The organism is Mycobacterium sp. NGS63, assembly GCF_059812295.1.
In genome coordinates this window covers 56,482-78,562 of sequence record NZ_JCALCJ010000006.1, presented here as the reverse complement: position 1 = coordinate 78,562, position 22,081 = coordinate 56,482, and the positions used below count along the sequence as shown (strand labels likewise).

The window sequence follows — 22,081 nt, the reverse complement described above, 5'->3', positions numbered from 1 at the left end:
AGGAAAATCCGCCCATTGCGGACAACTACTCGACGTTCGGCGCCCTACCGCATGAATACCGGCAGCTTCTCCCAGCCCCGCACGCTGGACGTGTGCGCCTTGCGGGCGTTGGCGTAGTCGACGTCCCACTCCGGCCAGCGCTTGAGGACCTCCTCGAGCGCGACGCGGGCCTGCATGCGCGCCAGGGCCGAGCCCAGACAGAAGTGCAGCCCATGGCCGAAGCTGAGATGGGTGGCGCCGCGATGGATGTCGAACTTGTCCCCGTCGGGATACCGGCGCTCGTCGCGATTGGCGGACCCGTTGAGCAGCAACATGATCGAGCCCTCGGGGACCGTGGTGCCGTGGCATTCGACATCGCGGGCGACGTAGCGCGCCTGCACCGGCGACGGCGCCTCGTAGCGTAGCACTTCCTCGATGGCCATCGGGATCAGCGACGGGTCGGCGACGAGCTCGCGGCGCTGGTCGGGATGTTCGGCCAGCAGCTGGCCCATGAACCCGATGAGGCGCGTCGTGGTCTCGTTCCCGGCGCCCGCGATCATGCTCGTGTACAGCAGCACCTCCGACCGCGTGAGCCGCCGCGTCCCGTCGCCGTCCGGAAGTTCGGCCTTGAGCAACTGCGTCATCAGATCGTCGGAGGGATGGTCCACCCGCCAGTCGATGTAGTTCGCGAACATCTCGTGGCTGTGCTCGAGAAAGTCTTGCGGGACAGCGCGGAACGTGCCCTCCTTCAGGGTGAGCTGGCTGCCACCCTTGTCGCGGATCGCCTCCTGGTCGTCCTCGGGGATGCCCAGCAGATACCCGATGGTGCGCATCGGCACCATCGCGCCCAGGTTCTCGACGAAGTCGAACCTCCCCGATCCCACCAGCGGGTCCAGCGCGCGCACGCAGAACGCCCGGGTGAGCGGCTCGATGGCCTCCATCCGCCGGGGCGTGAAAACCTTTGAGAGCACGTGACGATGGACGTCGTGGATCGGCGGATCCTCGAACAGGATGACGCCCGGCGGCAGGTCGATGCCGCTCATGATGATGTCCATGGTGGTCCCGCGGCCCGACTGGTAAACCTCGAAGTTCATCAGCTCGCGGGAGACGTCGTCGTAGCGGCTCAGCGCGTAGAAGTTGTACTTGTCGTTGCGGTACAGCGGGGCCTCGTCGCGCAGCCGCTTCCAAATCGGGTACGGATCGTCGTCGATGTCGAAATCGAAGGGGTCGTAGTACACCTCGGCGGTGCTCGCTCCCGTCACAGTGGCACCTTCCTCTCCGACAGGGCCTCGGGCAACACGACTTCGCCCACGCGCTTGAGGTAGGGCCACGCGACTTCCGGCGGCAACCCACCGCACAACGGCGACAGGTTGAGGACCTTGCCGGCGCGAACCCGCGAAATCGCCTCCGGCACAGAGATGATCACGTGCGATGCCGGCGCGGCGCGCAACTCGTCGACGGTCTGCACGTGCGAGAAGCCGGCCGTCGTCTCGTCCCCGGGATTCCAGGCGGCGTAGCTTCGCACGTCGTGCAGCAGGTGTTCGCCGAGCTCGTGCCACGCCTGGTCCACGTCGTCGGCGACGAAGACGACCGACGGGGTGTCGCGGCTGGGAAACATCGTCGGGCCTGGCGTGTGACCGTGCTTGCGGCAGGCCTCCTCGTAGGCCTCCTGCATGCCGGGTTCGTTGGCGTTGCCCAGCATGCCCAGGCCATATCTGCCGGCCCGGCGGGCCGCCGCCAGCGTTCCACCGCCCCACATCATCGACGGGCCGCCCACGGTCAGCGGCGTGGGCGTCACCGTGATGCGACGCCCGGCAACGTCGTGCACGGATTCCCCCGCGAGCAGGCGGCGCAACAGCCCGAGCTTTTCGTCGGCGAGCCGGCCGCGCTTGCTGATTTCCAGGCCGAAGTGCTCGAACTCCTCGGGCCGGTACCCCAGCGCCAGGGTGTAGGACGCCCGCCCCCCGCTGACGAGGTCGAGCACCGCCATGTCCTCGGCCAGCCGCACCGGGTCGTAGAACGGCAGGATCAGGATCAGGTTCATCGCCAACCGTTGCGTGCGCGCGGCGATGGCCGGCGCCAGGATCATCGGCGACGGCAGGTAGCCGTCCTCGGACCCGTGGTGCTCGCACAGCACCGCGGCCAGGCCGCCGTGGTCCTCGGCCCACGCGCACATCTCGGGTACGGCGCCGTACAGCGCTGCTGGCGGCGCTCCCCACGAGGGGGCTCGCATGTCGAAGCGCAGTGTGAACACACCCAACTCCTAGACAACCTAATATTTGTGCCACGTACGGTACGTGGCCCGCGAGAGCTGCGTCAACGTTTAGGCAAACACGTGGCGCGGCAAAGTCGTCGGGATGTCCAGCGAGCTGAGCAGGCCCGGCGGCGCCGCCACGACATAGGGAATCGCGTTGACCACCCGCATGGCCGTGGAGGCCATCGCCGCGTGGCCCGCGCCGTGGCCCTCGGCCTCCCCGAGGGTCATGACGCAGTGGATGTCGGGGTCGCCCTCGATGTCGACCCGATAGGTCGCGTCGCACTCCGACGTCGGCCACCCGGGCGCGACGTCGCGCGCCATCCGGATGACATGCTCGATCACGATCGCCTCGCGGCCGTTGACCACCCCGGCCGCGCGGGTGCGCACCGCCCCGCAAGTGCCCGCCGGGACGGTGCCGAACGCCACCTCGATGTCCCGACCGGTCAGCTCCCGATCGAGCGAACCGTTGATCCGCTCGACCTCCACCCCGAGCCCGGTCGCGATCATGTGTATCGGTGCCTTCCAAGCCATTTCGATGAAGCCGGGCTGGCTCATCATGGGCTCGAAGTCCAGAGGGCGAGCGAATCCCAGGCCGTCCATCATCACGTCGGCCACCGGGTAGTGGTCGTTGAGCGCGATCTCGCTGGCGGTGATGGTGCGGATGCGCTTCGACTGCGTCGTCATCAGCAGCGCCAGCTGGTCGGAGGCGAAGCCGGGAAAGATGCCCGATCCGTAGAACGACGCGCCGCCCGCCTTGGCCGCCGCCTCGAGCTGCTCGCGCCAGTCCGGGGCGAAGTACGACGGCGGGTGCACCAGGCTCGTCGACGACGTCGACACGACGTTGATGCCCGCGCCGAGCAGCCGCACGTAATCCGGCACGGCGGCGCCGTCGCGATCGGGACCGCTCGCCGCGTACACCACGGCGTCGGGCGCCAGCGCGATCAGCGCGTCGGCGTCGTCGGTGGCCGCCACCCCCAGCGGCCCGACGCCGGCCAGCTCGCCGGCGTCCTTGCCGACCTTGTCGGGCGAATACACCCATACGCCAACGAGTTCCAGATCCGGGCGGCGCCGGATCGCGTCGATGGCGATCGAGCCCACGCCTCCCGTCGACCACACGACAACACGCATCGGCATCCTCCTTACTCGTGGCCGCAAGCAGCCGCGGCGCGTTCGAGGTACGGCCACGCCACCGCCGGTGGCACGCCACCGCACAGCGGGTGCAGCGGCAGGGGCCGCCCGCCGCGCACGTACTCCGCCGCCTCGTCGGGGGTGAAGATGCGGTACGGGCCGCCCTCGGCGCGCAGCGCGTCGACGCTGTCGGCGCGGGTGATGCTGGCCACCGAATGGTCGTGCGGCCGGTACGACGCCGCCGTCACCGCGTCGTGCAGCAGGTACCGCCCGAGGGCCGCCCACGCCTCGTCCGGATCTTCGGCGACGAAAACCGTTGTCGGAGTGTCCTTTGCGGGAAACTGGTTCGGACCGGGCTCGTGCCCGTGGGCGCGGCACTGCTGCTCGTAGAACTCCCGCAGGCCCGGCCGCTCGGTCTGCGAGACGAACCCCAGCCCCAGGGCGCCGGCGCGCCGGGCGGCGGCCTTGCTCCCCCCGGCGATCAGCATCATCGGCCCGTCACAGGGCGGCGTGACCCGGACAGTGCGGCCCCGGTATTCGACGGGCTCGCCGCGCACCAGCGGGCCCAGCACGGCCAGGATCTCGTCGGCCACCCGGCCGCGGGTGGCCATGTCGATCCCGAAGTGGTCATATTCCTCGCGGCGGTGCCCCACCCCGAACGCGTAGGACACGCGGCCCCGGCTGATCAGGTGCAGGACGCTCATCTGCTCGGCGAGCCGGACGGGGTCCCACAACGGGATCGGCACCGCGGCCAGCAGGATCGCCAGGCTGCTAGTCCTACCCGCGATCGCCGAGGCCAGCAGCAGCGGCGCGGGCAGGTGACCGTCGTCGGCGCCGTGATGCTCCGACAGTACGGCGCGCACCGCGCCGCGCGTCTCGGCCCACGCGCACATGTCGATCGCCGCGGCGTAGAGGTCGGCGGCAGGCGCGGCCCAGCCCGGCGCGCGCATGTCGAACCGGAGCGTGAACATCAGCAGCAACCCTAACCTAAGATTTGTTCGTTAAGATAGTGTCTGCTTTCTTAAGGTCTCGAAAGTGCGGACTACCCAAGGAGGAACACGATGACGGCTCACCGCGTGGTGGTGTGGGCGACCGGTGGCATCGGGTCGATCGCGATCCGCACCATCCAACAGCGCCCGAACCTGGACCTGGTCGGGGTGTGGGTGCACTCCGAGGACAAGGTCGGCAAGGACGCCGGCGAGCTCGCCAACGGCGAGCCGATCGGACTCAAGGCCACCAACGACGCGGACGCGTTGATCGCCCTGAAGCCCGACTGCGTGGTCTACGCGGCCAGCGGCCCGGAACGCGATGCACTGGCGATCCCCGACTACGTCCGGTTGCTGGAGGCCGGGATCAACGTCGTCACCACCAGCACCACGCGGCTGGTGAACCCACACGCCTACGAGCCCGCGGAGTGGCGCGACCAGCTCGTCGCCGCGGCCAAACAGGGCCAGGTGTCGCTGTACGCGTCGGGGATCGAGCCGGGCTTCGCCGCGGACTACCTCCCGCTGGTGCTGTCCACCCAGTCGTCGTCCATCGAGAAGATCCACGCGTTCGAGATCGGCCTGTACGACGACTACGGCGTGCCCGACATCATGAGCGACGCACTGGGTTTCGGCCGGCCGCTCGACTACCAGCCCTGGATCGGCTTCCCGAGCGCGATCGCCGGCGAATGGCAGGGGCAGATCCGGTTGGTCGCCGACGCCCTCGGTGTGGAAGTCCAGGAAGTCCGCGAGCATTTCGACCGCGCGGTCACCAACCGGACGCTCGAGGTGGCGATGGGCACCGTGGAGGCCGGAACCTGTGGGGCGCTGCGCATGAGGGCGATCGGCGTGGTCGACGGCCGCGAGGCCATCGTCATCGAGCACGTCACCCGCCTCGCCCACGACGTCGCCCCCGACTGGCCGACCGGGATCGGCGACCTGTCCTACCGCATCACGATCGCCGGCGACCCCGACATCGACTGCACCCTGGCCGCGACGCTGAAGGACCCGCGCAAGGCCGGCATCGCGGGCATGACCTCCGGGGCGGGCGCCATGGTCGCCACCGCGATGCGCGTCGTCAACGCGGTGCCGTACGTCGTCGCCGCCAAACCCGGGCTGTTGAGCGCGGTCGACCTGCCGTTGACGATTCCCAAGCACGCGTTCGCCACTTAATCTCACCCGGGTGGCGTTCAACCCGCTCGAGGAACTCACGCTGAGCCAGCTGCGGCGTCGCACCAGCATGAAGTGGCGCGCGCACGCCGACGACGTGCTGCCGCTCTGGGTCGCCGAGATGGACGTGAACCTGGCGCCGCCGGTGGCCGACGCCCTGCGCCGCGCCGTCGACCTCGGCGACACCGGATACCCGAGCGGCGCCGCGTTCGCCGAAGCGGTCTCCGAATTCGCTTCGCGGCGTTGGCAATGGCACGATCTGGAGGTCGCCCGCACCGCCCTGGTTCCCGACGTCATGCTGGGCGTCGTCGAAATGCTGCGCCTGGTCACCGACCGCGGCGACGCCGTCGTCGTCAACCCGCCCGTCTACGCCCCGTTCTACGCGTTCGTGTCGCACGACGGCCGCCGGGTGATCGAGGCGCCGCTGGGCGCCGGCGGCCGAATCGACTTGGGCGCCTTGGAAGAGGCGTTCGTGCGCGCCGGCGCGTCGGGCGGCCGGGTCGCCTACCTGTTGTGCAATCCACACAACCCGACGGGATCGGTGCACACCGCCGAGGAACTGCGCGCGGTGGCCGAGCTGGCCCGGCGGTTCGGCGTCCGCGTCGTCTCCGACGAGATCCACGCGCCCGTCGTGCTGGCGGGCTCGCGCTTCGTGCCGTACCTGACCGTCCCCGGCGCGGAGGACGCCCTGGCCCTGACGTCGGGCTCCAAGGCGTGGAACCTGTCCGGGCTGAAGGCGGCCCTCGCCGTCGCGGGCCCGGAGGCCGCCGCCGACCTGCGCCGCATGCCCGAGGAGGTCAGCCACGGCCCGAGCCACCTGGGCGTCATCGCGCACGCCGAGGCGTTCCGCAGCGGCGGCGACTGGCTCGACGCGCTGCTGGATGGCCTGGACGTCAACCGCGCGTTTTTGGGTGAGCTGGTCGCCGAGCACCTGCCCGGGGTGAAATACCTGTGGCCGCAGGGCACTTACCTCGCCTGGCTGGACTGCCGGGGTCTCGGGTTCGAGGAGGAGGCGTCCGACGGGCTGGCGGTGGTGGCCGACCTGGCCGGGCCGGCGCGTTGGTTCCTCGACCACGCGCGGGTCGCGCTCAGCTCGGGGCACGTCTTCGGCACCGGCGGGGCCGGGCACGTGCGACTGAACTTCGCGACCTCGAGGGCCATTCTCGAGGAGGCCCTAGCGCGCATGGGCGGGGCGTTGCGGCGGTAGCGGAATCGCCTTCGAGGGCCTCGCTTTTCGCTACGCGGGAATGTCTTCGGTGCCGCGGTCGAGGTTGCGGAAGCCGGCCGCGGGTTTTTTGAGGCCCACCAGGAACGGCAGCGAGGTCAGCTCGAATTTCGCCGTCGCCCCGAACCGGCCGAGGAAGCCGCGCGCGGGCAGCACGGGCGGTACCTCGGAGGTGGCCAGGTCGATGTAGTGCGTCGAGGTTTCGCCGATGCCCTCGAAGTGGTGGACCAGCGGCTTGCACAGCCCGCGCACCGGGTCGTCGAGGCACGCGGCGACCGGATCGGTCATCAGCACGTACTCGAGCACCGGCACCGTGTTTTTCAGCATCCGGTGCACCAGGATGACGTCGACGCCGGCCAGTTCGCTGTGCCGCTTGACCCGTTGCTCCGCGACCTCGCCGAGGTGGACGACGAACTTGAGCGAGAGGTTGTCCAGCTGCGAGCAGCTCGCGCATTCGCAGGCGATGTCGCGCTTGAACCGCTCGCGCTTCGCGAGGAACGCTTGGCGCATCCGTGACAGCCGGTCGCACACCAGCACTTTGGCGTTTCCGTCGGGCTCCCAGAAGAACGCCGCGTCGCCTTCGAGCTTCGCCAGTTTCAGGCCTTTGCCGGCGTCGATGACCGACTCCAGCAACCCGGCCACCGTCTGCTGCGCGTGCGCGAGGTGGGTGCGGTTCCAGTGCATGTAGTGGGTGTAGCCGCCGATGTCGGCGATGAGCAGGACCGCGCGCCGGATGGCCATGATGTGCGCAGTTTAGTGGTTGCCGGTCAGCGCCTCAATGAATTTCCCACTGGACGAAATCGCCGCGCCGCGAGAGGCTTGCACAGGTGCGACCCACGAGGAGCCGAATATGCGTGTGCTGCGAACCCCCGAATCCCGATTCGAAAATCTGGAGGGCTATCCGTTCGTAGCGAACTACCTCGACGTGGCGGCCAGCGACACCCAGCCCCTGCGCATGCACTTCCTCGACGAGGGCCCGTTCGACGGCCCGCCGATCGTGCTGCTGCACGGCGAGCCCACGTGGAGCTACCTGTACCGCACGATGATTCCGCCGCTGGCCGATGCCGGGATGCGCGTGCTGGCGCCCGACCTGATCGGATTCGGCCGCTCCGACAAGCCCGGCGAGATCGCCGACTACACCTACCAGCGGCACGTCGAGTGGGTGACCGCCTGGTTCGAGCGGCTCAACCTGAAGGACGTCACGCTCGTCGTGCAGGACTGGGGGTCGCTGATCGGCCTGCGCATCGCCGCCGAGCAGGGCGACCGCATCGCGAGGCTGGTGGTGGCGAACGGCTTCCTGCCCACGGCGTCGCGGCGCACCCCGCCGGCCTTCTACGCGTGGCGCGCCTTCGCGCGCTACTCCCCCGTGCTGCCCGCCGGACGCATCGTCTCCGTCGGCACCGTGCGCCGGGTGCCGCCGAAGGTGCGCGCCGGCTACGACGCGCCCTTCCCCGACAAGACCTATCAGGCCGGGGCCCGCGCGTTCCCCCAGCTGGTGCCGACGTCGCCGTACGATCCGGCGATCCCGGCCAACAGGGCGGCCTGGAAGGCCTTGGGCGGCTGGGAAAAGCCGTTTCTGGCCATCTTCGGCGCGCGCGATCCCATCCTCGGCCAGGCCGACCGCCCGCTGATCAACCACGTCCCGGGCGCGGCCGGCCAGCCGCACGCCCGCATCAACGCCAGCCACTTCATCCAGGAAGACGCCGGACCCGAACTGGCCGAGCGCGTGCTGGCGTGGCGCTAACTCTTTTGGTGCCGACCGTCGACTTGTTGTCGCGATTTTGCGCCGGGCGGCACAACTACTCGACGTTGGGCGCCTAACCGGTGACGGCGAGCACCGCCGCGGCCAGCTCCGGGCGGCACACCACCACGTCCGGCAGCTTGGGGTCGGGCTGGTTGTAGGCCAGCGCCGACCCGTCGATGCGGGAGGTGTGCAACCCGGCGGCCCGGGCCACCGCGACCGGGGCCGCCGAGTCCCATTCGAACTGCCCGCCGGCATGCACGTAAACGTCCGATAGGCCCTGGACGATCGACGCCACTTTCGCTCCGGCAGAACCCATTTCCACCAGGACGCCGTCCAGCGCGTCGCGGACGGCGAGCGCGATCGCGGGCGGGCGGGTGCGCGAGACCACGATGCGCGGCTGGTCCGGCGCGGCGGGCGGCGCGGCGACGTGCGGCGTGGCCAGCGTGGCCCCCTGCGCGGGCAGCGCCACCGCACCGGCGACGAGCTCGCCGGCCTCCCACAGCGCGACGTGCACCGCCCAGTCGTCGCGGCCGAGCTCGGAAAATTCGCGCGTCCCGTCGAGGGGGTCGACGATCCAGACGCGCTCCGAGCGCAGCCGCACCGGGTCGTCGGCGCCCTCCTCCGAGAGCACCGCGTCGCCGGGCCGCTCGCCGATTAGCGCCTCCATCAGGAAATCGTGGGATCGCTTGTCCCCCGCCGCTTTCCGCTCGCCCGCGTCGGCGTCGGCGAATTCCTCCCGAACCGCCAGCAACAGCCGCCCCGCCTCGGTGGCCAACCGCGCGGCCAGTTCGTGGTCATTCATGCGCATGTCCTCAAGTTGGTAGTTTTGGCCAAATTTACCGTGCTATGACTCGGGCGCCGGACGCCACCCACGCCCGCCGTTTCTGACTTAACCTGGTGATTGTGAGCGGGGGCAACGTCTCATCATCGAGCCGGTTGCGTTTTCCGGGGGGCAACCTGGGAGTGGCCGGTGCCGTCGTCGGTGTGCTGCTGATCGCTGCGGCCGCGTTCGCCGCGGTCAAGCTGACCCACGGCAACGACGGCGCGTCGGCGCCCACGGGCCCACCGGCGGCCCCGACCTACTTCGCCATCCCCGGGTGTTACAACCCGTCGGTCCCGCCGACCGAGCGCCCGAAGAAGCTCAACGTGCTGGGGTGCGCGAGCGTAGCCGTTGCGCTGCAAGACATGTCGTGGACGTCATGGGGCCCGGACGGCGCCGACGGCAGCGGCACCGCCGTTTTCAAGATCTGCGACCCCAATTGCGCGGCCGGGTATCAGCTGACCGACCCGGTCGTCGTGCACGCGTGGAATCCGCAGCCGCCGCGGCCGGACGCGATCTGCCAGGCGGGGCTGAAGATCTTCGCCGACATGGTCCTGGCGTTCCCCAAGGCGGCCCCGCCGCCGTCGGCGCAGAAGACGAACACCCAATACAACGGGATGCCCGCGGTGCACTACGTCGACTACTCGGGCGCCAACGGACGCGACGCCCAGTTCATCGGCTACACGTTCTGCAACTGAGCCTGACGGCGGCGACCCACATCGCCCGGCTCCGCCGCGCTCGTGATCGCCGCTAGACCTCGATGACGACGGCGCCGCCCTGGCCGCCGCCCGCGCACATCGCCGCGATGCCGATGCCGCCGCCGCGGCGGGCCAACTCGTAGGCCAACGTGGTGACCATGCGGGCGCCCGAGGCGGCGATGGGGTGCCCGAGGCTGCACCCGCTCCCGGAGAAGTTCACCTTCTCTTCGTCGATGCCGTACTGCCGGCACGCCGCGATCGGCACCGAGGCGAACGCCTCGTTGATCTCCCACAGCGCAACGTCATTCACCGACAGCCCGGCCCGCTCCAGCACCTTGCCGATCACCTTGACCGCGCCCAGGCCGGTGTCCCGCGGCGCCACGCCGGCGGCTGCCCACGCGCGGACGGTGCCCATCACGTTGAGCTTCTCGGCCTCGGCGTAGTCGCGGGCGACGAGCGCGACGGCCGCGGCGGCGTCGTTGGTGCCGCTGCTGTTGCCCGCGGTGATCGAGAATCCCTCGATCTCGGGGTGCAGCACCTTGAGGCCGGCCAGCTTCTCGACGGTGGTGTCGCGGCGGGGGTGCTCGTCGACGCAGAACTCGGTGACCGAGCCGTCGGGCTGGGTGATCTTGAGCGGGATGATCTCGTCGAGGAACTTGCCGGCGTCGATGGCGGCGATGGCGCGCTGGTGCGAGCGGGCGGCCCAGGCGTCCATCTCCTCGCGGCTGATGCCGACCGCCTGCGCGGTGTTCCACCCCACGGTGATCGACATGTCCTTGGTGGGTGCGTCGGGCGCCTCGACGTGGGTCGGCGGCATCCAGCGCTCCTCGAACTTCAGCTCGGGGCCGGGGATGCGCTGGTTCATCAGCGGGGTCATCGACAGCGACTGCACGCCGCCGGCGATGAGCACGCGCTCCATCCCGGAGCCGATCTGGGCGGCGGCGTTGCCGATGGCGGTCAGGCTGCCCGCGCAGTGCCGGTTCACCGACTGGCCGGGGATGTCCTCCAGACCCGTCGCCGCGGCCGCGTACCGCGCCAAATCGCCTCCGCCGTAATGGGATTCGGCGAAGATCAGGTCGTCGATGGCCGACGGGTCGACGCCGGAGCGGCGCACGATCTCGGGCAGCAGCGTCGTGATCAGCGTCTCGGGCGGCGTGTTGACCAGCGTTCCCTTGAAGGAGCGGCCGATCGCCGTCCGGGCGGCTCCGACGATCACGGGTGTAGCCATGTTCTACCTCATCGCATCAGGCGGCGTTTGTGGACCTCGTAGCCGCGAATCGTATCAAATACTGTATGAGCAATAGTAACGGGCTAAGTTCCTGAGCAGGGCGGAGGTCGACCGGTGAGAACCAAGGGTGCGTTGATCTGGGAGACGAACCGGCCGTGGTCGGTCGAGGAGATCGAGATCGGCGATCCCCGCCGCGGCGAGGTGACGGTCCAGTTGGAGACCGCGGGGCTGTGCCACTCCGACCACCATTTGCTGACCGGCGACTTCCCCATCCCGAGCTTTCCGGTGCTGGGCGGCCACGAGGGCGCCGGGATCATCACCGAGATCGGCGAAGGGGTGGAGAATCTCGCGGTCGGCGATCACGTGGTGATGTCGTTCATCCCGTCGTGCGGCACGTGCATTCCGTGCCAGACCGGGCTGCGCAACCTGTGTGACCTCGGCATGGGCCTGCTGTCGGGGGCCTCGGTGTCCGACGGGTCGTTCCGGGTGACGGCCGGCGGCCGCGACGTCATCCCGATGTCGCTGCTGGGGACGTTTGCGCCGTATGTGGTGGTGCACCAGACCTCGGTGGTCAAGGTCGATCCCGCGATCCCCTTCGAGGTGGCCTGCCTGGTGGGCTGCGGGGTGACGACGGGCTACGGCTCGGCGGTGCGCAGCGCGGGGGTCGCGCCGGGCGAGGACGTGGCCGTCGTCGGCATCGGCGGGGTCGGCGTCGCCGCGCTGCAAGGCGCGCGGATCGCTGGGGCCCGGCGGGTGTTCGCCGTCGACCCGGTCGAGTGGAAGCGCGAGCAGGCGCTCAAGTTCGGCGCCACCGAGGCGTTCGCGGACGTGACCGAGGCCTTCGCCCGGATCGCGGAGGCCACCTCCGGTCGCATGTGCCACAAGGTGATCGTCACCGCGGGCCGGTGTGAGGGCCACGAGGTCGAGTCGTGGATGGGGCTGACGGCCAAGGGCGGGGTGTGCGTGCTGACCTCGATGGGCAGCGTGATGGCCACCGACGTCACGCTGAACCTCGCGGGGTTGTCGCTGCTGCAGAAGAGCTTGCAGGGCAGCCTGTTTGGCGGTGGCAACCCGCAACACGACATCCCCGAGATCCTCGAGCTCTACAAGCTGGGTCAGATCAACCTCGACGACATGGTCACCCGCGAGTACACGCTCGAGCAGATCAACGACGGCTACCGCGACATGCTCGAGGGCCGCAACATCCGCGGCGTCATCCGATTCACCGACGCCGACCGTTGACGATGTGACCGGCTCCCTGGTGGGTCGCCCGGTGCCCACGACACAATGGGTCGATGACCACCACCCCGCTGATTGCACGAGACACCCGGACCGCCGCCCGCCGCGTCGGGGCGATGCTGATGGGCATCGGCACCGTCCACTTCCTCGCGCCCAAACCGTTCGACGACATCGTTCCCGCCGAGCTGCCCGGCGATGCGCGGCTGTACACCTACGCGTCGGGCGTCGCCGAGGTGGCGATCGGCGCGCTGCTGTTGCCGCGCCGCACCCGGCGGTTGGCCGCGCTGGCGGCCGTCGCGCTGTTCGTCGGGGTGTTCCCGGCCAATGTCAACATGGTCCGGCTGTGGTGGGGCAAGCCGTGGCCGATGCGCGCTGTGGCTCTGGCCCGGCTGCCGCTGCAGATTCCGATGATCACCGCCGCGCTCAAGATCCGGCGCAACAGCTGATCGTCTCAAACTCTTTGGCATACAACCGGATAATCGACGGTCGCACGGGAGGTTGCGGTGGGGAGGACGGGGCTCGCGGTTCTGCTCGCGGTGGCGGCTGCGCTGATGATGGGCATCGGCGACGTCATCCAGCAGCGGTCCGCCCAGCAGGTCACCGACCAACAAGTCGGCACCGTCGCCCTGTTCGGCCGGCTGCTGCGCGATCGGCGGTGGTGGGCGGGCAGCCTGGTGGCCGCCGCCGGGTTCGGTCTTCAGGCCGCGGCGCTCGGCGTGGGTTCGGTGGTGCTGGTGCAGGCGCTGCTGGTGACCTCGTTGCTGTTCGCGCTGCTCATCAGCGCGAGGGCCAACCACCGCAGAATCACTCGCTCACAAGGGATCTGGGCCGTGCTGCTAGCCGCCGCCGTGACCGTCGTCGTTATCGTCGGCAACCCGCAGGCCGGGCACCCGCGCGGGTCCCTGGGGACCTGGGCCGTCGTGGCGTTGGTCATGGGCCCGGCGGCCATCGCGTGCGTGGTGGGCGCTCGCGTCTTCTCGGGCTGGGCCAGCGCGCTGCTGCTCGGGCTGCTGTCCGGCTCGCTGTGGGGCCTGTTCTCGGTGTTGACCAAGGGCGTGGTCGACCAGCTCGACCGCGGCATCCCGGCGCTGCTGCGCCTACCGGAGCTGTATGTGCTGGCGGTGCTGGCGATCGCGGCGACGGCCTGGGAACAGTCGGCGTTTCGGGCCGGCCCGCTCACTGCGTCGCTGCCCGCCGTGACGGTCGCCGAGCCCCTCGTCGGGTCGCTGCTCGGCGTCGCCGTGCTGGGCGAGACCCTGAGCGCCAAGGGCGCCGGCCTGATCCCGCTCGCTATATCGGCCGCGGTGGTGATCGCCGCGACGGTCGCGCTGGCGCACAGCCAGGCCGCCGCCGCCCCGGCGACCGGCGAGCCCGCCGACCCCCACCACCCGGCGGCAAAATCAGGCCTGCCGTGAACCGACGCGATGCAGGGTGCCATCCGGATCGATGTAGGCGAATTCCCTTAAGCCATAGGGCGTGTCGTGCGGCGCGATCAGGCGGCCGTCGAGGCCTTCCAGCGCTTGCCATTCCGCGTGCAGCGCGTCGGCGTCGCTGACGTAGAGGTACACGCTGGCCGCGGTGCGCAGTGGATCGTGCTCGTCCCATTCGGTGAGGTGCAGCGAGACGGACCCGCGGTCGACGAACCCGTAACGCTCGGGGCCCGCGTAGCCGTGGGCGTCGAATCCGAGTCTTCGGTACCGCTCCAGGGCGGCGTCCAGATCCCGGACGGGGACGATCGGTGACACGGAGTCGAACGCGATTTCGGGCACACCAGAGTTTCTCAGGTGTCAGGTCCAAATCATGCGGGAGGCGCGACCCTGTCGTATGCTCCTCCCGCAAACAACCTCTGAACAGCTGACGCGTGGGGGTGCGCGACCGCTTGAGGAGCCGACTCAAGCACGAAGGGCACCTGAACATGCGCACGCACAAGGCCGCAGCCGTCGCCGTCGCCGCCGGATTACTTCTCGCGGGCTGCGACAGCGGCGACGGGGGCGGCACCGCCTCGTCGTCGACGACCACCACGACCCCCGCTAAGCCGCCGGTCGCTCAAACCGCGCTGGCGAGCCTCATGCTCACCCCGCCCGAGATCGACAGCGCGCTGGGCGCCACCGGAACGACGGTCGTCGACAAGTCCGACACCCTGGCCGACGACAGCAATTCGCCCTATCCGCAGGGATACAAATTCCCGGCCGAGTGCCTCTACGTTCAGCATCCCGGGGAGGCGCCCGTCTACGCCGGCAGCGGAAACACCGCGTCGCACCGGGAACGCACGTCGACGACGCTTGCGCCCGCGTCGAATGATCCAGACCCCGAGGTGACTCAGGTGGTCGTGTTGTTCCCCTCGGCCAAGGAGGCCAGCGCCTTCTTCACCACCTCCACCCAGCGCTGGCCCGCCTGCGCCAACCGCCAGGACACCATTCCCGGCGACGCGGACACCCCGGAAATCGTGTGGAAGGTCGGCGCGGTCTCCAACGCCAACGGGGTGCTGAGCACCACCACCGCGGTGACCGCGACCAAAAACGGCACCACGCTGTCGCAGAACTGCCAGCGCGCGCTGATCGTGCGCAACAACGTCGTGATTGACGTCGACGCGTGCCGCAAGGACCCGGGTGACCTCGCGGTCACCGTCGCCAATCAGATCGGCGGTAAGGTCGACAAACAGTAGGGCGTGCGGCTGAATTCCTCAGCGCGGCAACGGACGGCGGCTGGCCGGGGCGGTGAAACCTTCGGTGTCGTCGAAGAACGCCCAACGCCCGGCGTCCTCGACCTCCATGCGCCAGCCCAGCTCCGTGCTACCGGCGCAGGCGTTGGTGAACCAGGCGTGTGCGGCCTCGGCGCCGTCGAAATTCTTCGTCGCCACAACCTGGCCGTGTGGGTCGAGAATCCGGAACTTGGCCATGCGGTGTGGTTATCCCTTCCACCCGGCATCTAATCGCATTTCGGGCCGGCTGGCTAGTGCTCAGACCGTGCGGGCCAGGCGGTCGGCGAGCAGCTCGGCGAATCGCGCCGGGTCCTCGAGCGCGCCGCCTTCGGCGAGAAGCGCTGTGCCGTAAAGCAGCTCGGCCGTCTCGGCAACCGCCGCATCGTCGGCGGCCTCCTTGTGCGCGTCCCGCAGCCGCGTCACAAGCGGGTGATTCGCGTTGAGTTCGAGGATCCGCTTGCCGACCGGAATATCCTGTCCCGACGCGCGATAGAGCCGCGCGAGCGCCGGGGTGATCCCGAAGGCGTCGGTGATCAGGCAGGCCGGCGAGTCGGTCAGCCGGGTCGACAGCCGCACCTCCTTGACGTGCTCGCTCAGCGTCTCGGTCAGCCAGGCCAGCAGGTCGGAGAACTCCTTTTGCCGCTCCTCGCGCTCGGCCTCACTGGTGTCGTCGCCGGAGTCGAGGTCGACCTCGCCCTTGGCCACCGACTGCAGCGGTTTGCCGTCGAACTCGGTCACCGTTCCCACCCACACCTCGTCGACCGGGTCGGTGAGCAGCAGGACCTCGTAGCCCTTGGCCTTGAAGGCCTCGAGGTGCGGCGACTTGAGCAGCTGCTGTCGGGTCTCGCCGGTGGCGTAGAAGATCTGCGTCTGGCCCTCTTTCATGCGCTCGACGTACTCGGCCAGGGTGGTGGGCTCGTCGTCGCTGTGCGTCGAGGCGAACGAGGCCACCCGCAGCAGCGTGTCCTGGTTGTCGAAGTCGCTCAGCAGGCCCTCCTTGAGGACCCGGCCGAACTGGGTCCAGAAGGTGCGGTAGTCGTCGGGCCGCTCGGACTGGATGTCCTTGATGGTGGACAGGACCTTCTTGGTCAGCCGGCGGCGGATGGCCTTGATCTGCCGGTCTTGTTGCAGGATTTCCCGAGATACGTTGAGCGACAGGTCTTGTGCGTCGACGACGCCCTTGACGAAGCGCAGGTACTCGGGCATGAGCTCGTCGCAGTCGCCCATGATGAACACGCGCTTGACGTAGAGCTGGACCCCGGTGGTGGCGTCGCGGTTGAACAGGTCGAACGGGGCGCGCGACGGAATGAACAGCAACGCCTGGTATTCGAACGTGCCCTCGGCCTTCATCGCGATGACCTCGAGCGGATCGTCCCAAGCATGTGCGATGTGCTTGTAGAACTCCTTGTACTCCTCGTCGGAGACCTCGTCCTTGGGCCGAGCCCACAGCGCCTTCATCGAGTTGAGGGTCTCGACCTCGGTGGTGACGGTCTCCTCGCCGCCATCTTCGGCGGGGGCCTCTCGTTTCTCGACCTCCATCCGGATCGGCCAGGCGATGAAGTCGGAGTACTTCTTGACCAGGTTGCGGATCTTCCACTCCGCGGTGTAATCGTGCAGCTCGTCCTCGGCGTCCTCGGGCTTGAGGTGCAGGGTGACGGAAGTTCCCTGCGGGGCCCCCTCGACCGACTCGATGGTGTAGGTGCCCTCGCCGCTCGATTCCCACCGGGTCGCGTCGCTCTCGCCGGCCTTGCGCGTGAGCAGCTCGACCTTGTCGGCGACCATGAAGCTCGAGTAGAAGCCGATGCCGAACTGGCCGATCAGCTCCTCGGACGCCGCGGCGTTCTTGGCCTCGCGCAGCTGCTGGCGCAGCTCGGCGGTGCCCGACTTGGCCAGCGTGCCGATCAGGTCCACCACCTCGTCGCGCGTCATGCCGATGCCGTTGTCGCGCACGGTGAGCGTCCTGGCGGCTTTGTCGACGTCGATCTCGACGTGCAGATCGGAAATGTCGACGTCGAGGTCCTTGTTGCGGAACGCCTCCAGGCGCAGCTTGTCCAGCGCGTCGGAGGCGTTCGAGATCAGCTCCCGCAGAAACGAATCCTTGTTGGAGTAGACCGAGTGGACCATCAGATCCAGCAGTTGCCGGGCCTCCGCCTGAAACTCCAGCTGCTCGACACGCGCGTTCATGACATTCCCTGCACTTTCCTTCCGGACACGACGCCTCAAATTTACCGAGATGCCGATGGTGCGCGCCCGGGGGCTGGCCCTACCCTGAACAGCATGTCCGTTGCGCAACGCGAACGTGCCGCCCTTGTCCAGACCATGCGCGCGGTGGGGCCGGACGCGCCCACCCTGTGCGAGGGCTGGACGGCCCGGGACCTGGCCGCCCACCTGGTGATCCGCGAGTACCGGCCCGACGCCGCCCCGGGCATCATGATCCCGTTCTTCGCCGGCCACACCGAGAAGGTGCAAAACGAGGTGGCCGGACGCAACGACTGGGCCGAGCTGCTGGACAAGGTGGCGTCCGGTCCCCCGATCTACTCGCCGTTCAAGCTGCTCGACCCAGTGGCCAACGTCGCCGAGATGTTCATCCATCACGAGGACGTGCGCCGCGCGCAGCCGGGCTGGGAGCCCCGCGTGCTCGAACAGGCGCTAGCCGGTTCGCTGCGCCGCACGCTTCGCCTGATGGCCCGGATGACGCTCTCGAAGGTCCCCGGGCGGGTGGCGTTGCGGACGCCCGAGGGCAAGACGGTGCTGACGGCGGGCTCCGGGCCGACGGTCGTGGTGACCGGCCTGCCCGAGGAGCTGCTGCTGTTCTCCGTCGGGCGTGCGGCGCGGGTCGAGTTCGACGGCGACGCGGCGGCGATACAGGCGGTGCGCGACGCGCCCAAGGGGCTATAGGCGGCCGTAGGCCTCGCGCAGGTCTTTCTTGACGACCTTGCCGAATTGGTTGCGCGGCAACGCATCGACGATCACCAGGCGTTCGGGATGCTTGTAGCGGCTCAGCCCACGCGAACGGCAGTGCTGCACCAGGGATTCCAGCGACACCACGTCGGCCGAGGCAGGCACCACCACGGCGCACACGCGCTCGCCGGTGCGCGGGTCGGGCACCCCGATGACGGCGACGTCGGCGACCGCGGGATGGGTGGCGAGCGCGTTCTCGACTTCGAGGGCCGAGACGTTCTCCGCGTTGCGGATGATCGCGTCCTTGATCCGGCCCGTCACGCGCACGTTGCCGTCGGCGTCGACCATCCCGAGATCGCCGGTGCGCAGCCAGCCTTCGGCGTCGAAGCCGTCGGCGTCGAGGGCGGCGTCGGCGTAGCCGAGGAAGCACTGGGGCCCCTTGAGGCGCAGCTCCCCGTCGACCACCCGGACGCTGACCCCGGGTCCCGGTTTGCCGACGGTGTGGTCGAGCACCTCGGGCGCGGCGGTGAGCGACGGTGAGGTCGCCACCGGGAACTCGGTGAGTCCCCACGCGTTGGAGATGCCGGGCAGGCCAAGGGTTTCGCGGACCTGGTTTCCCAGCTCGGCGGTGATCGGGGCCCCGCCGGCCAGGCAGCCCCGCACGTGCGGGAACAGCGGCGTATCCCCATGTGCTCGTTGGGCTTCCAGGAAGCCGACGAAGAACGGGGTCGCCGTGCCCAGGAAGGTCGGGTTGTGCGCCGCGATGGCGAACGGTGTGGCGGCCGGGTCGAACGCCTCGAACAGCGCCAACCGCATGCCGGTCAGGAGCGCGGTGGCCAGCATGACGGCGCCGCCGATGTGGGCGATCGGGAAGGCGATCGGATCCACGTCGCTGTCGGTGATGCCGATCATGTCGGCCAGCCCGCGTGCGGGGGCGATCACCGACGCGTCGGTATGACGGATCCCTTTGGGGGCCGCGGTGGTCCCCGACGAGTAGTAGATCCATCGGGTGTCGCCGGCGGGTTGCGGCGGCGGTGCGAGCGCGTCGGCGGCCGCGCGGGGCAGCCGGAGCTCGCCGGAGCGCGGCGGGGAGGCCAGGTCGACGGTGATGACGTCGAATCCCCTGTCCGCGGCCAGCGCCCGCGCCAGCTCGTCGTAGTCGAATCCGCGCCAAAGCTGCGGCACCACAAGGTATTCGGAGGACAGTTGCGCGGTGATGAAGCCGACCTCGTGCTCGCGCAGGATCGGGATGATCGGGTTTTGCACCGCGCCCAGGCGCGCCAGCGCCGCCATGACGACAGTGGTTTCCAGCGAGGTGGGCAGCTGCCACGACACGACGGCGCCCGGCCCTATCCCCCGTTTAGCGAAGGCGGCGGCCGTCGCGCAGGCGGCATCGTGGAACTGGCGCGCGGTCAGGGCGCGTCCGTACGCGTCGGCGAGCAGCGGCCGGTCCGACCCGCGCCGCGCGGCGTCGGCGATCAGCCGCCAGAAGGTGACGTCGCTCATCCTTCCGGCAGTTTGGTGGTGGGCCGGAATCCGGAATGCGCGATCGCGACGGACACCGCGCTGCCGATCGGGCCCTTCTGGTCGACGAGGACCGCCGAGCCGGTGGCCACGCCGTCGTCGCTGTAGTGCGTGAGCGAGGCCAGGCCGATGTACGGCCCGTCCGGTAGCCGGGTCAGGGTGAGGGTGTAGTCGGCGTTGATGAACTGCAATCCGTTTGTGCCCCAATTGGCGAGCGACGCGGTGATGTCGGCGGACATCGCCGCGCGGGTGAACGGGCTGAGCGGTTCGCCGTCGATCAGCGAGCGCGTGTCGTGCAGCCAGGTGTATTTAGGTCCCGGGGTGTCCGCCCATTCCGGATCGGGATTCTGCAGGTCGGTGCCCCAGCCGTAGGTGCGCATGAAAAGCGAAGGTGCGGGACCGTCCACGATGGGCAGCGGCGGCATCTGCACGGGCGGTGACCACACCTGCCCGTCGGGCTGCGGGCCGCGCCGCAGGAACAGCGCGCTGCCCCGCGCGACCGGGGCACCGCGCTGGGTGAGGACCACCTCGACGAGCCGCAGTCGCTTGCGCTCGTGGTGGACCTGCGTGCGCACCTCGATCGGCTCCAGCGCGGTGGGGGCGGGCAGGTCCACGGTCAGCCGCGCGGGCTGGAACGCCGGGTCGTCGACCGCGCGTTCGGCGGCCCAGCCCACCAGGCCGCCGACGACGTGGCCGCTGAGCGACGGCCCCCAGCCACCGCGCGCGATTTCGTTTGGCACGAAACGGTTTTCGTCGCGCAGGAAGTAGGGGGCGGGCGTCGCGGAATCAACGTGTTGCGGCGCGACATTCGTTTGGGTCAAGGCACGGCTCTTTCGGGTGGGGACAGCAACAGTAGATATTACAGTTTCTGTTCCGGGATGCGCCGCGCTCAGGCAATCGCGGCGCCCACCAGATGGCCGATCGCGTAGGTGACCGCCAGCGCAAGCCCGCCACCGATGACGTTGCGGACCACCGCCCGGCCCGGCGGTGCGCCGCCCACCGTCGCCGACACCGCGCCGGTGAGCACCAGCGCCAGCAGCACGGCCGCGACGGTGGCCGGGATCCGCCACGTCGTCGGCGGCACCAGGATCACGATCAGCGGCAGCAGGGCACCCAGGGTGAACGACAGCGCCGACGACAACGCCGCCTGCCAGGGGTTGGTGAGCTCCTCGGGGTCGATGCCCAGCTCGACGTCGGCGTGCGCGAGAAACGGGTTGTGGTCGGTGAGCTCCTCGGCCACCGTGCGCGCGGTCGCCGGCGACAGGCCCTTGCCCTCGTAGAGCTCGGCGAGCTCGTCGAGTTCCGCGGCCGGGTCGTCGCGCAACTCCTGGCGCTCCTTGGCCAACAGCGCCTGCTCGGTGTCGCGCTGGGTGCTGACGGAGACGTATTCACCCAGCGCCATCGACACGGCCCCGGCGGTCAGCCCGGCGATGCCGGCGGTCAGGACCGGGCCGCGCTGCACCGTCGCCGCCGCGACGCCGACGACGATGCCCGCAACGGACACGATCCCGTCATTGGCGCCCAGCACCCCCGCGCGCAGCCAGTTCAGCTTCGACCACACCGAACCCACGTGGGGCTCGGCGGGATGGGACGTTGTCGACACGGCCGCCACGATATACCGGGGAATCGGGGGCTGACCAGCAAATATAGCCTTACCAAACTTGGGGTTGGACCTGCCCCAAAAGGTCTACATGGGCCGGGCACAGCCGATCCATAGCTTCGCTAAATAGCTTCGGGGTTGTCGGGGGGTTCGAGCGACTCACTTCATAGATAGGTGAACGACCATGAATCTGAAGCAACTGATCGCGGGGGGAACCATCGCGGGCGCCCTCGGCGCCGCGGCGCTGGGTATGGGCGCCGGTTCGGCGTTCGCCGCGCCGGGACCGCCGCCGGCACCCGGCGGTAGCCACGGCGGCCCCGCGTCCGGCGGCGGCCACGCCCCGACCGGGCCCAATGACCCCGGCGGCCCGGGCGGACCGGGCCAACCGGGCGGACCCGGCGGACCCGGCGGACCTGGCGGTCCCCAGGGCGGGCCCGGTGGACCCGGCGGACCCGGTGGGCCGCCACCCGGTCACCCGGGCGGACCCGGCGGTCCCGGCGGGCCTGGTGGTCCCGGTGGGCCTGGTGGTCCGGGCGGACCGCCGCCCGGCCACCCGGACGGCCCGGGTGGGCCCGGTGGGCCTGGCGGACCCGGTGGGCCCGGCGGCCCCTGGCGCGGGGATCCTCAGCGCGGCTACTTCCACGGCGCCCCGTGGGGCGACGGGCCCGGACCGTGGGGATACGGCGCGCCGCCACGACCGGCGTTCGACAGGCCGCTTCCGCCGCCCGGCGGGCACTGGGGATACGGCCCGATCAACTACTACGGCTACAACGAAACTCCCGTCTGGGACCCGGGTTTCAACCAGTGGGGCTTCTGGTTCTTCGGGGTCTGGATCCCGCTGTAAACAGCGGAGCCACGCGATGCCCGCCTCACCGCTGAGGCGG

General features: G+C 69.7%; 23 protein-coding genes. 10 read left to right on the top strand and 13 right to left on the bottom strand.

Features of this window, described 5'->3' with window-relative positions:
• Positions 1-44: 44 nt before the first annotated feature.
• The 4 genes from AC5Y4Z_RS16705 to AC5Y4Z_RS16690 all read right to left on the bottom strand — a co-directional run bounded on the left by AC5Y4Z_RS16705 (position 45) and on the right by AC5Y4Z_RS16690 (position 4,335).
• On the bottom strand, positions 45-1,241 hold the full coding sequence (locus tag AC5Y4Z_RS16705; RefSeq protein ID WP_499965579.1) for a cytochrome P450: 1,197 nt from the start codon (positions 1,239-1,241) through the stop codon (positions 45-47).
• On the bottom strand, positions 1,238-2,233 hold the full coding sequence (locus tag AC5Y4Z_RS16700; RefSeq protein WP_499965578.1) for an LLM class flavin-dependent oxidoreductase: 996 nt from the start codon (positions 2,231-2,233) through the stop codon (positions 1,238-1,240). The genes AC5Y4Z_RS16705 and AC5Y4Z_RS16700 overlap by 4 nt, the downstream gene beginning before the upstream one ends.
• 69 nt (positions 2,234-2,302) lie before the next feature.
• A complete protein-coding gene (locus AC5Y4Z_RS16695; protein WP_499965577.1) occupies positions 2,303-3,364 on the bottom strand; it encodes an NAD(P)H-dependent amine dehydrogenase family protein in 1,062 nt (353 codons plus the stop codon).
• A gap of 11 nt (positions 3,365-3,375) precedes the next feature.
• Positions 3,376-4,335 carry an LLM class flavin-dependent oxidoreductase gene (locus tag AC5Y4Z_RS16690; RefSeq protein ID WP_499965576.1) on the bottom strand — a complete coding sequence of 320 codons (960 nt, stop codon included), beginning with the start codon at positions 4,333-4,335 and terminating at the stop codon, positions 3,376-3,378.
• Positions 4,336-4,425: 90 nt separating this feature from the next.
• On the opposite strand from AC5Y4Z_RS16690, the gene AC5Y4Z_RS16685 reads away from it, so the two are divergent.
• Positions 4,426-5,520, top strand: a complete 1,095-nt coding sequence (locus AC5Y4Z_RS16685; protein ID WP_499965575.1) for an NAD(P)H-dependent amine dehydrogenase family protein — start codon at positions 4,426-4,428, stop codon at positions 5,518-5,520.
• Positions 5,521-5,587: 67 nt separating this feature from the next.
• Positions 5,588-6,724 carry a MalY/PatB family protein gene (locus tag AC5Y4Z_RS16680; RefSeq protein ID WP_499965936.1) on the top strand — a complete coding sequence of 379 codons (1,137 nt, stop codon included), beginning with the start codon at positions 5,588-5,590 and terminating at the stop codon, positions 6,722-6,724.
• 30 nt (positions 6,725-6,754) lie between these two features.
• Here AC5Y4Z_RS16680 and AC5Y4Z_RS16675 read toward each other — a convergent pair whose 3' ends face one another.
• Positions 6,755-7,483: a DUF2652 domain-containing protein gene (locus tag AC5Y4Z_RS16675; RefSeq protein WP_499965574.1), complete on the bottom strand. Its 729-nt coding sequence runs from the start codon at positions 7,481-7,483 to the stop codon at positions 6,755-6,757.
• 109 nt (positions 7,484-7,592) lie between these two features.
• Here AC5Y4Z_RS16675 and AC5Y4Z_RS16670 point away from each other — a divergent pair, with 109 nt between their 5' ends.
• Positions 7,593-8,486 carry a haloalkane dehalogenase gene (locus AC5Y4Z_RS16670; RefSeq protein WP_499965573.1) on the top strand — a complete coding sequence of 298 codons (894 nt, stop codon included), beginning with the start codon at positions 7,593-7,595 and terminating at the stop codon, positions 8,484-8,486.
• A gap of 73 nt (positions 8,487-8,559) precedes the next feature.
• On the opposite strand, the gene AC5Y4Z_RS16665 is transcribed toward AC5Y4Z_RS16670, so the two are convergent.
• Positions 8,560-9,288, bottom strand: coding sequence for a 3'(2'),5'-bisphosphate nucleotidase CysQ (locus tag AC5Y4Z_RS16665; protein WP_499965572.1), 729 nt, complete (start codon positions 9,286-9,288; stop codon positions 8,560-8,562).
• 161 nt (positions 9,289-9,449) lie between these two features.
• On the opposite strand from AC5Y4Z_RS16665, the gene AC5Y4Z_RS16660 reads away from it, so the two are divergent.
• Positions 9,450-10,004 carry a hypothetical protein gene (locus AC5Y4Z_RS16660; protein ID WP_499965935.1) on the top strand — a complete coding sequence of 185 codons (555 nt, stop codon included), beginning with the start codon at positions 9,450-9,452 and terminating at the stop codon, positions 10,002-10,004.
• Between the two features lie 52 nt (positions 10,005-10,056).
• Here AC5Y4Z_RS16660 and AC5Y4Z_RS16655 read toward each other — a convergent pair whose 3' ends face one another.
• Positions 10,057-11,232, bottom strand: a complete 1,176-nt coding sequence (locus AC5Y4Z_RS16655; protein ID WP_499965571.1) for a thiolase family protein — start codon at positions 11,230-11,232, stop codon at positions 10,057-10,059.
• 114 nt (positions 11,233-11,346) lie between these two features.
• On the opposite strand from AC5Y4Z_RS16655, the gene AC5Y4Z_RS16650 reads away from it, so the two are divergent.
• Genes AC5Y4Z_RS16650 through AC5Y4Z_RS16640 form a run of 3 tightly spaced genes read left to right on the top strand, consistent with a single transcriptional unit; the run spans position 11,347 to position 13,886 of the window.
• The gene (locus AC5Y4Z_RS16650; protein WP_499965570.1) at positions 11,347-12,474 is read left to right on the top strand and encodes an NDMA-dependent alcohol dehydrogenase; all 1,128 of its coding nucleotides are present in this window, start codon (positions 11,347-11,349) and stop codon (positions 12,472-12,474) included.
• Positions 12,475-12,527: 53 nt separating this feature from the next.
• Positions 12,528-12,917: a DoxX family protein gene (locus AC5Y4Z_RS16645; protein WP_499965569.1), complete on the top strand. Its 390-nt coding sequence runs from the start codon at positions 12,528-12,530 to the stop codon at positions 12,915-12,917.
• A gap of 57 nt (positions 12,918-12,974) precedes the next feature.
• Positions 12,975-13,886: a DMT family transporter gene (locus AC5Y4Z_RS16640; protein ID WP_499965568.1), complete on the top strand. Its 912-nt coding sequence runs from the start codon at positions 12,975-12,977 to the stop codon at positions 13,884-13,886.
• On the opposite strand, the gene AC5Y4Z_RS16635 is transcribed toward AC5Y4Z_RS16640, so the two are convergent.
• Positions 13,872-14,231 carry a bleomycin resistance protein gene (locus tag AC5Y4Z_RS16635; RefSeq protein WP_499965933.1) on the bottom strand — a complete coding sequence of 120 codons (360 nt, stop codon included), beginning with the start codon at positions 14,229-14,231 and terminating at the stop codon, positions 13,872-13,874. The genes AC5Y4Z_RS16640 and AC5Y4Z_RS16635 overlap by 15 nt on opposite strands.
• Positions 14,232-14,386: 155 nt before the next feature.
• Between AC5Y4Z_RS16635 and AC5Y4Z_RS16630 the strand changes: the two genes are divergently transcribed.
• Complete coding sequence (locus tag AC5Y4Z_RS16630; protein WP_499965567.1) at positions 14,387-15,136, top strand: sensor domain-containing protein; 750 nt, start codon at positions 14,387-14,389, stop codon at positions 15,134-15,136.
• A gap of 18 nt (positions 15,137-15,154) precedes the next feature.
• Here AC5Y4Z_RS16630 and AC5Y4Z_RS16625 read toward each other — a convergent pair whose 3' ends face one another.
• Both AC5Y4Z_RS16625 and htpG read right to left on the bottom strand, forming a co-directional pair.
• Positions 15,155-15,370, bottom strand: coding sequence for a hypothetical protein (locus AC5Y4Z_RS16625; protein ID WP_499965566.1), 216 nt, complete (start codon positions 15,368-15,370; stop codon positions 15,155-15,157).
• A 60-nt stretch (positions 15,371-15,430) separates the two neighbouring features.
• Complete coding sequence (htpG, locus tag AC5Y4Z_RS16620; RefSeq protein WP_499965565.1) at positions 15,431-17,356, bottom strand: molecular chaperone HtpG; 1,926 nt, start codon at positions 17,354-17,356, stop codon at positions 15,431-15,433.
• Between the two features lie 93 nt (positions 17,357-17,449).
• Between htpG and AC5Y4Z_RS16615 the strand changes: the two genes are divergently transcribed.
• Complete coding sequence (locus AC5Y4Z_RS16615) at positions 17,450-18,070, top strand: TIGR03085 family metal-binding protein (RefSeq protein WP_499965564.1); 621 nt, start codon at positions 17,450-17,452, stop codon at positions 18,068-18,070.
• On the opposite strand, the gene AC5Y4Z_RS16610 is transcribed toward AC5Y4Z_RS16615, so the two are convergent.
• The 3 genes from AC5Y4Z_RS16610 to AC5Y4Z_RS16600 all read right to left on the bottom strand — a co-directional run bounded on the left by AC5Y4Z_RS16610 (position 18,065) and on the right by AC5Y4Z_RS16600 (position 21,200).
• The gene (locus AC5Y4Z_RS16610) at positions 18,065-19,579 is read right to left on the bottom strand and encodes a class I adenylate-forming enzyme family protein (RefSeq protein ID WP_499965563.1); all 1,515 of its coding nucleotides are present in this window, start codon (positions 19,577-19,579) and stop codon (positions 18,065-18,067) included. The two genes, AC5Y4Z_RS16615 and AC5Y4Z_RS16610, sit on opposite strands and share 6 nt — an antisense overlap.
• Positions 19,576-20,358: an acyl-CoA thioesterase domain-containing protein gene (locus AC5Y4Z_RS16605; protein ID WP_499965931.1), complete on the bottom strand. Its 783-nt coding sequence runs from the start codon at positions 20,356-20,358 to the stop codon at positions 19,576-19,578. The genes AC5Y4Z_RS16610 and AC5Y4Z_RS16605 overlap by 4 nt, the downstream gene beginning before the upstream one ends.
• Before the next feature lie 128 nt (positions 20,359-20,486).
• On the bottom strand, positions 20,487-21,200 hold the full coding sequence (locus AC5Y4Z_RS16600) for a VIT1/CCC1 transporter family protein (protein ID WP_499965562.1): 714 nt from the start codon (positions 21,198-21,200) through the stop codon (positions 20,487-20,489).
• A 181-nt stretch (positions 21,201-21,381) separates the two neighbouring features.
• Here AC5Y4Z_RS16600 and AC5Y4Z_RS16595 point away from each other — a divergent pair, with 181 nt between their 5' ends.
• Complete coding sequence (locus tag AC5Y4Z_RS16595; RefSeq protein WP_499965561.1) at positions 21,382-22,041, top strand: chitin-binding protein; 660 nt, start codon at positions 21,382-21,384, stop codon at positions 22,039-22,041.
• Positions 22,042-22,081: the final 40 nt, after the last annotated feature.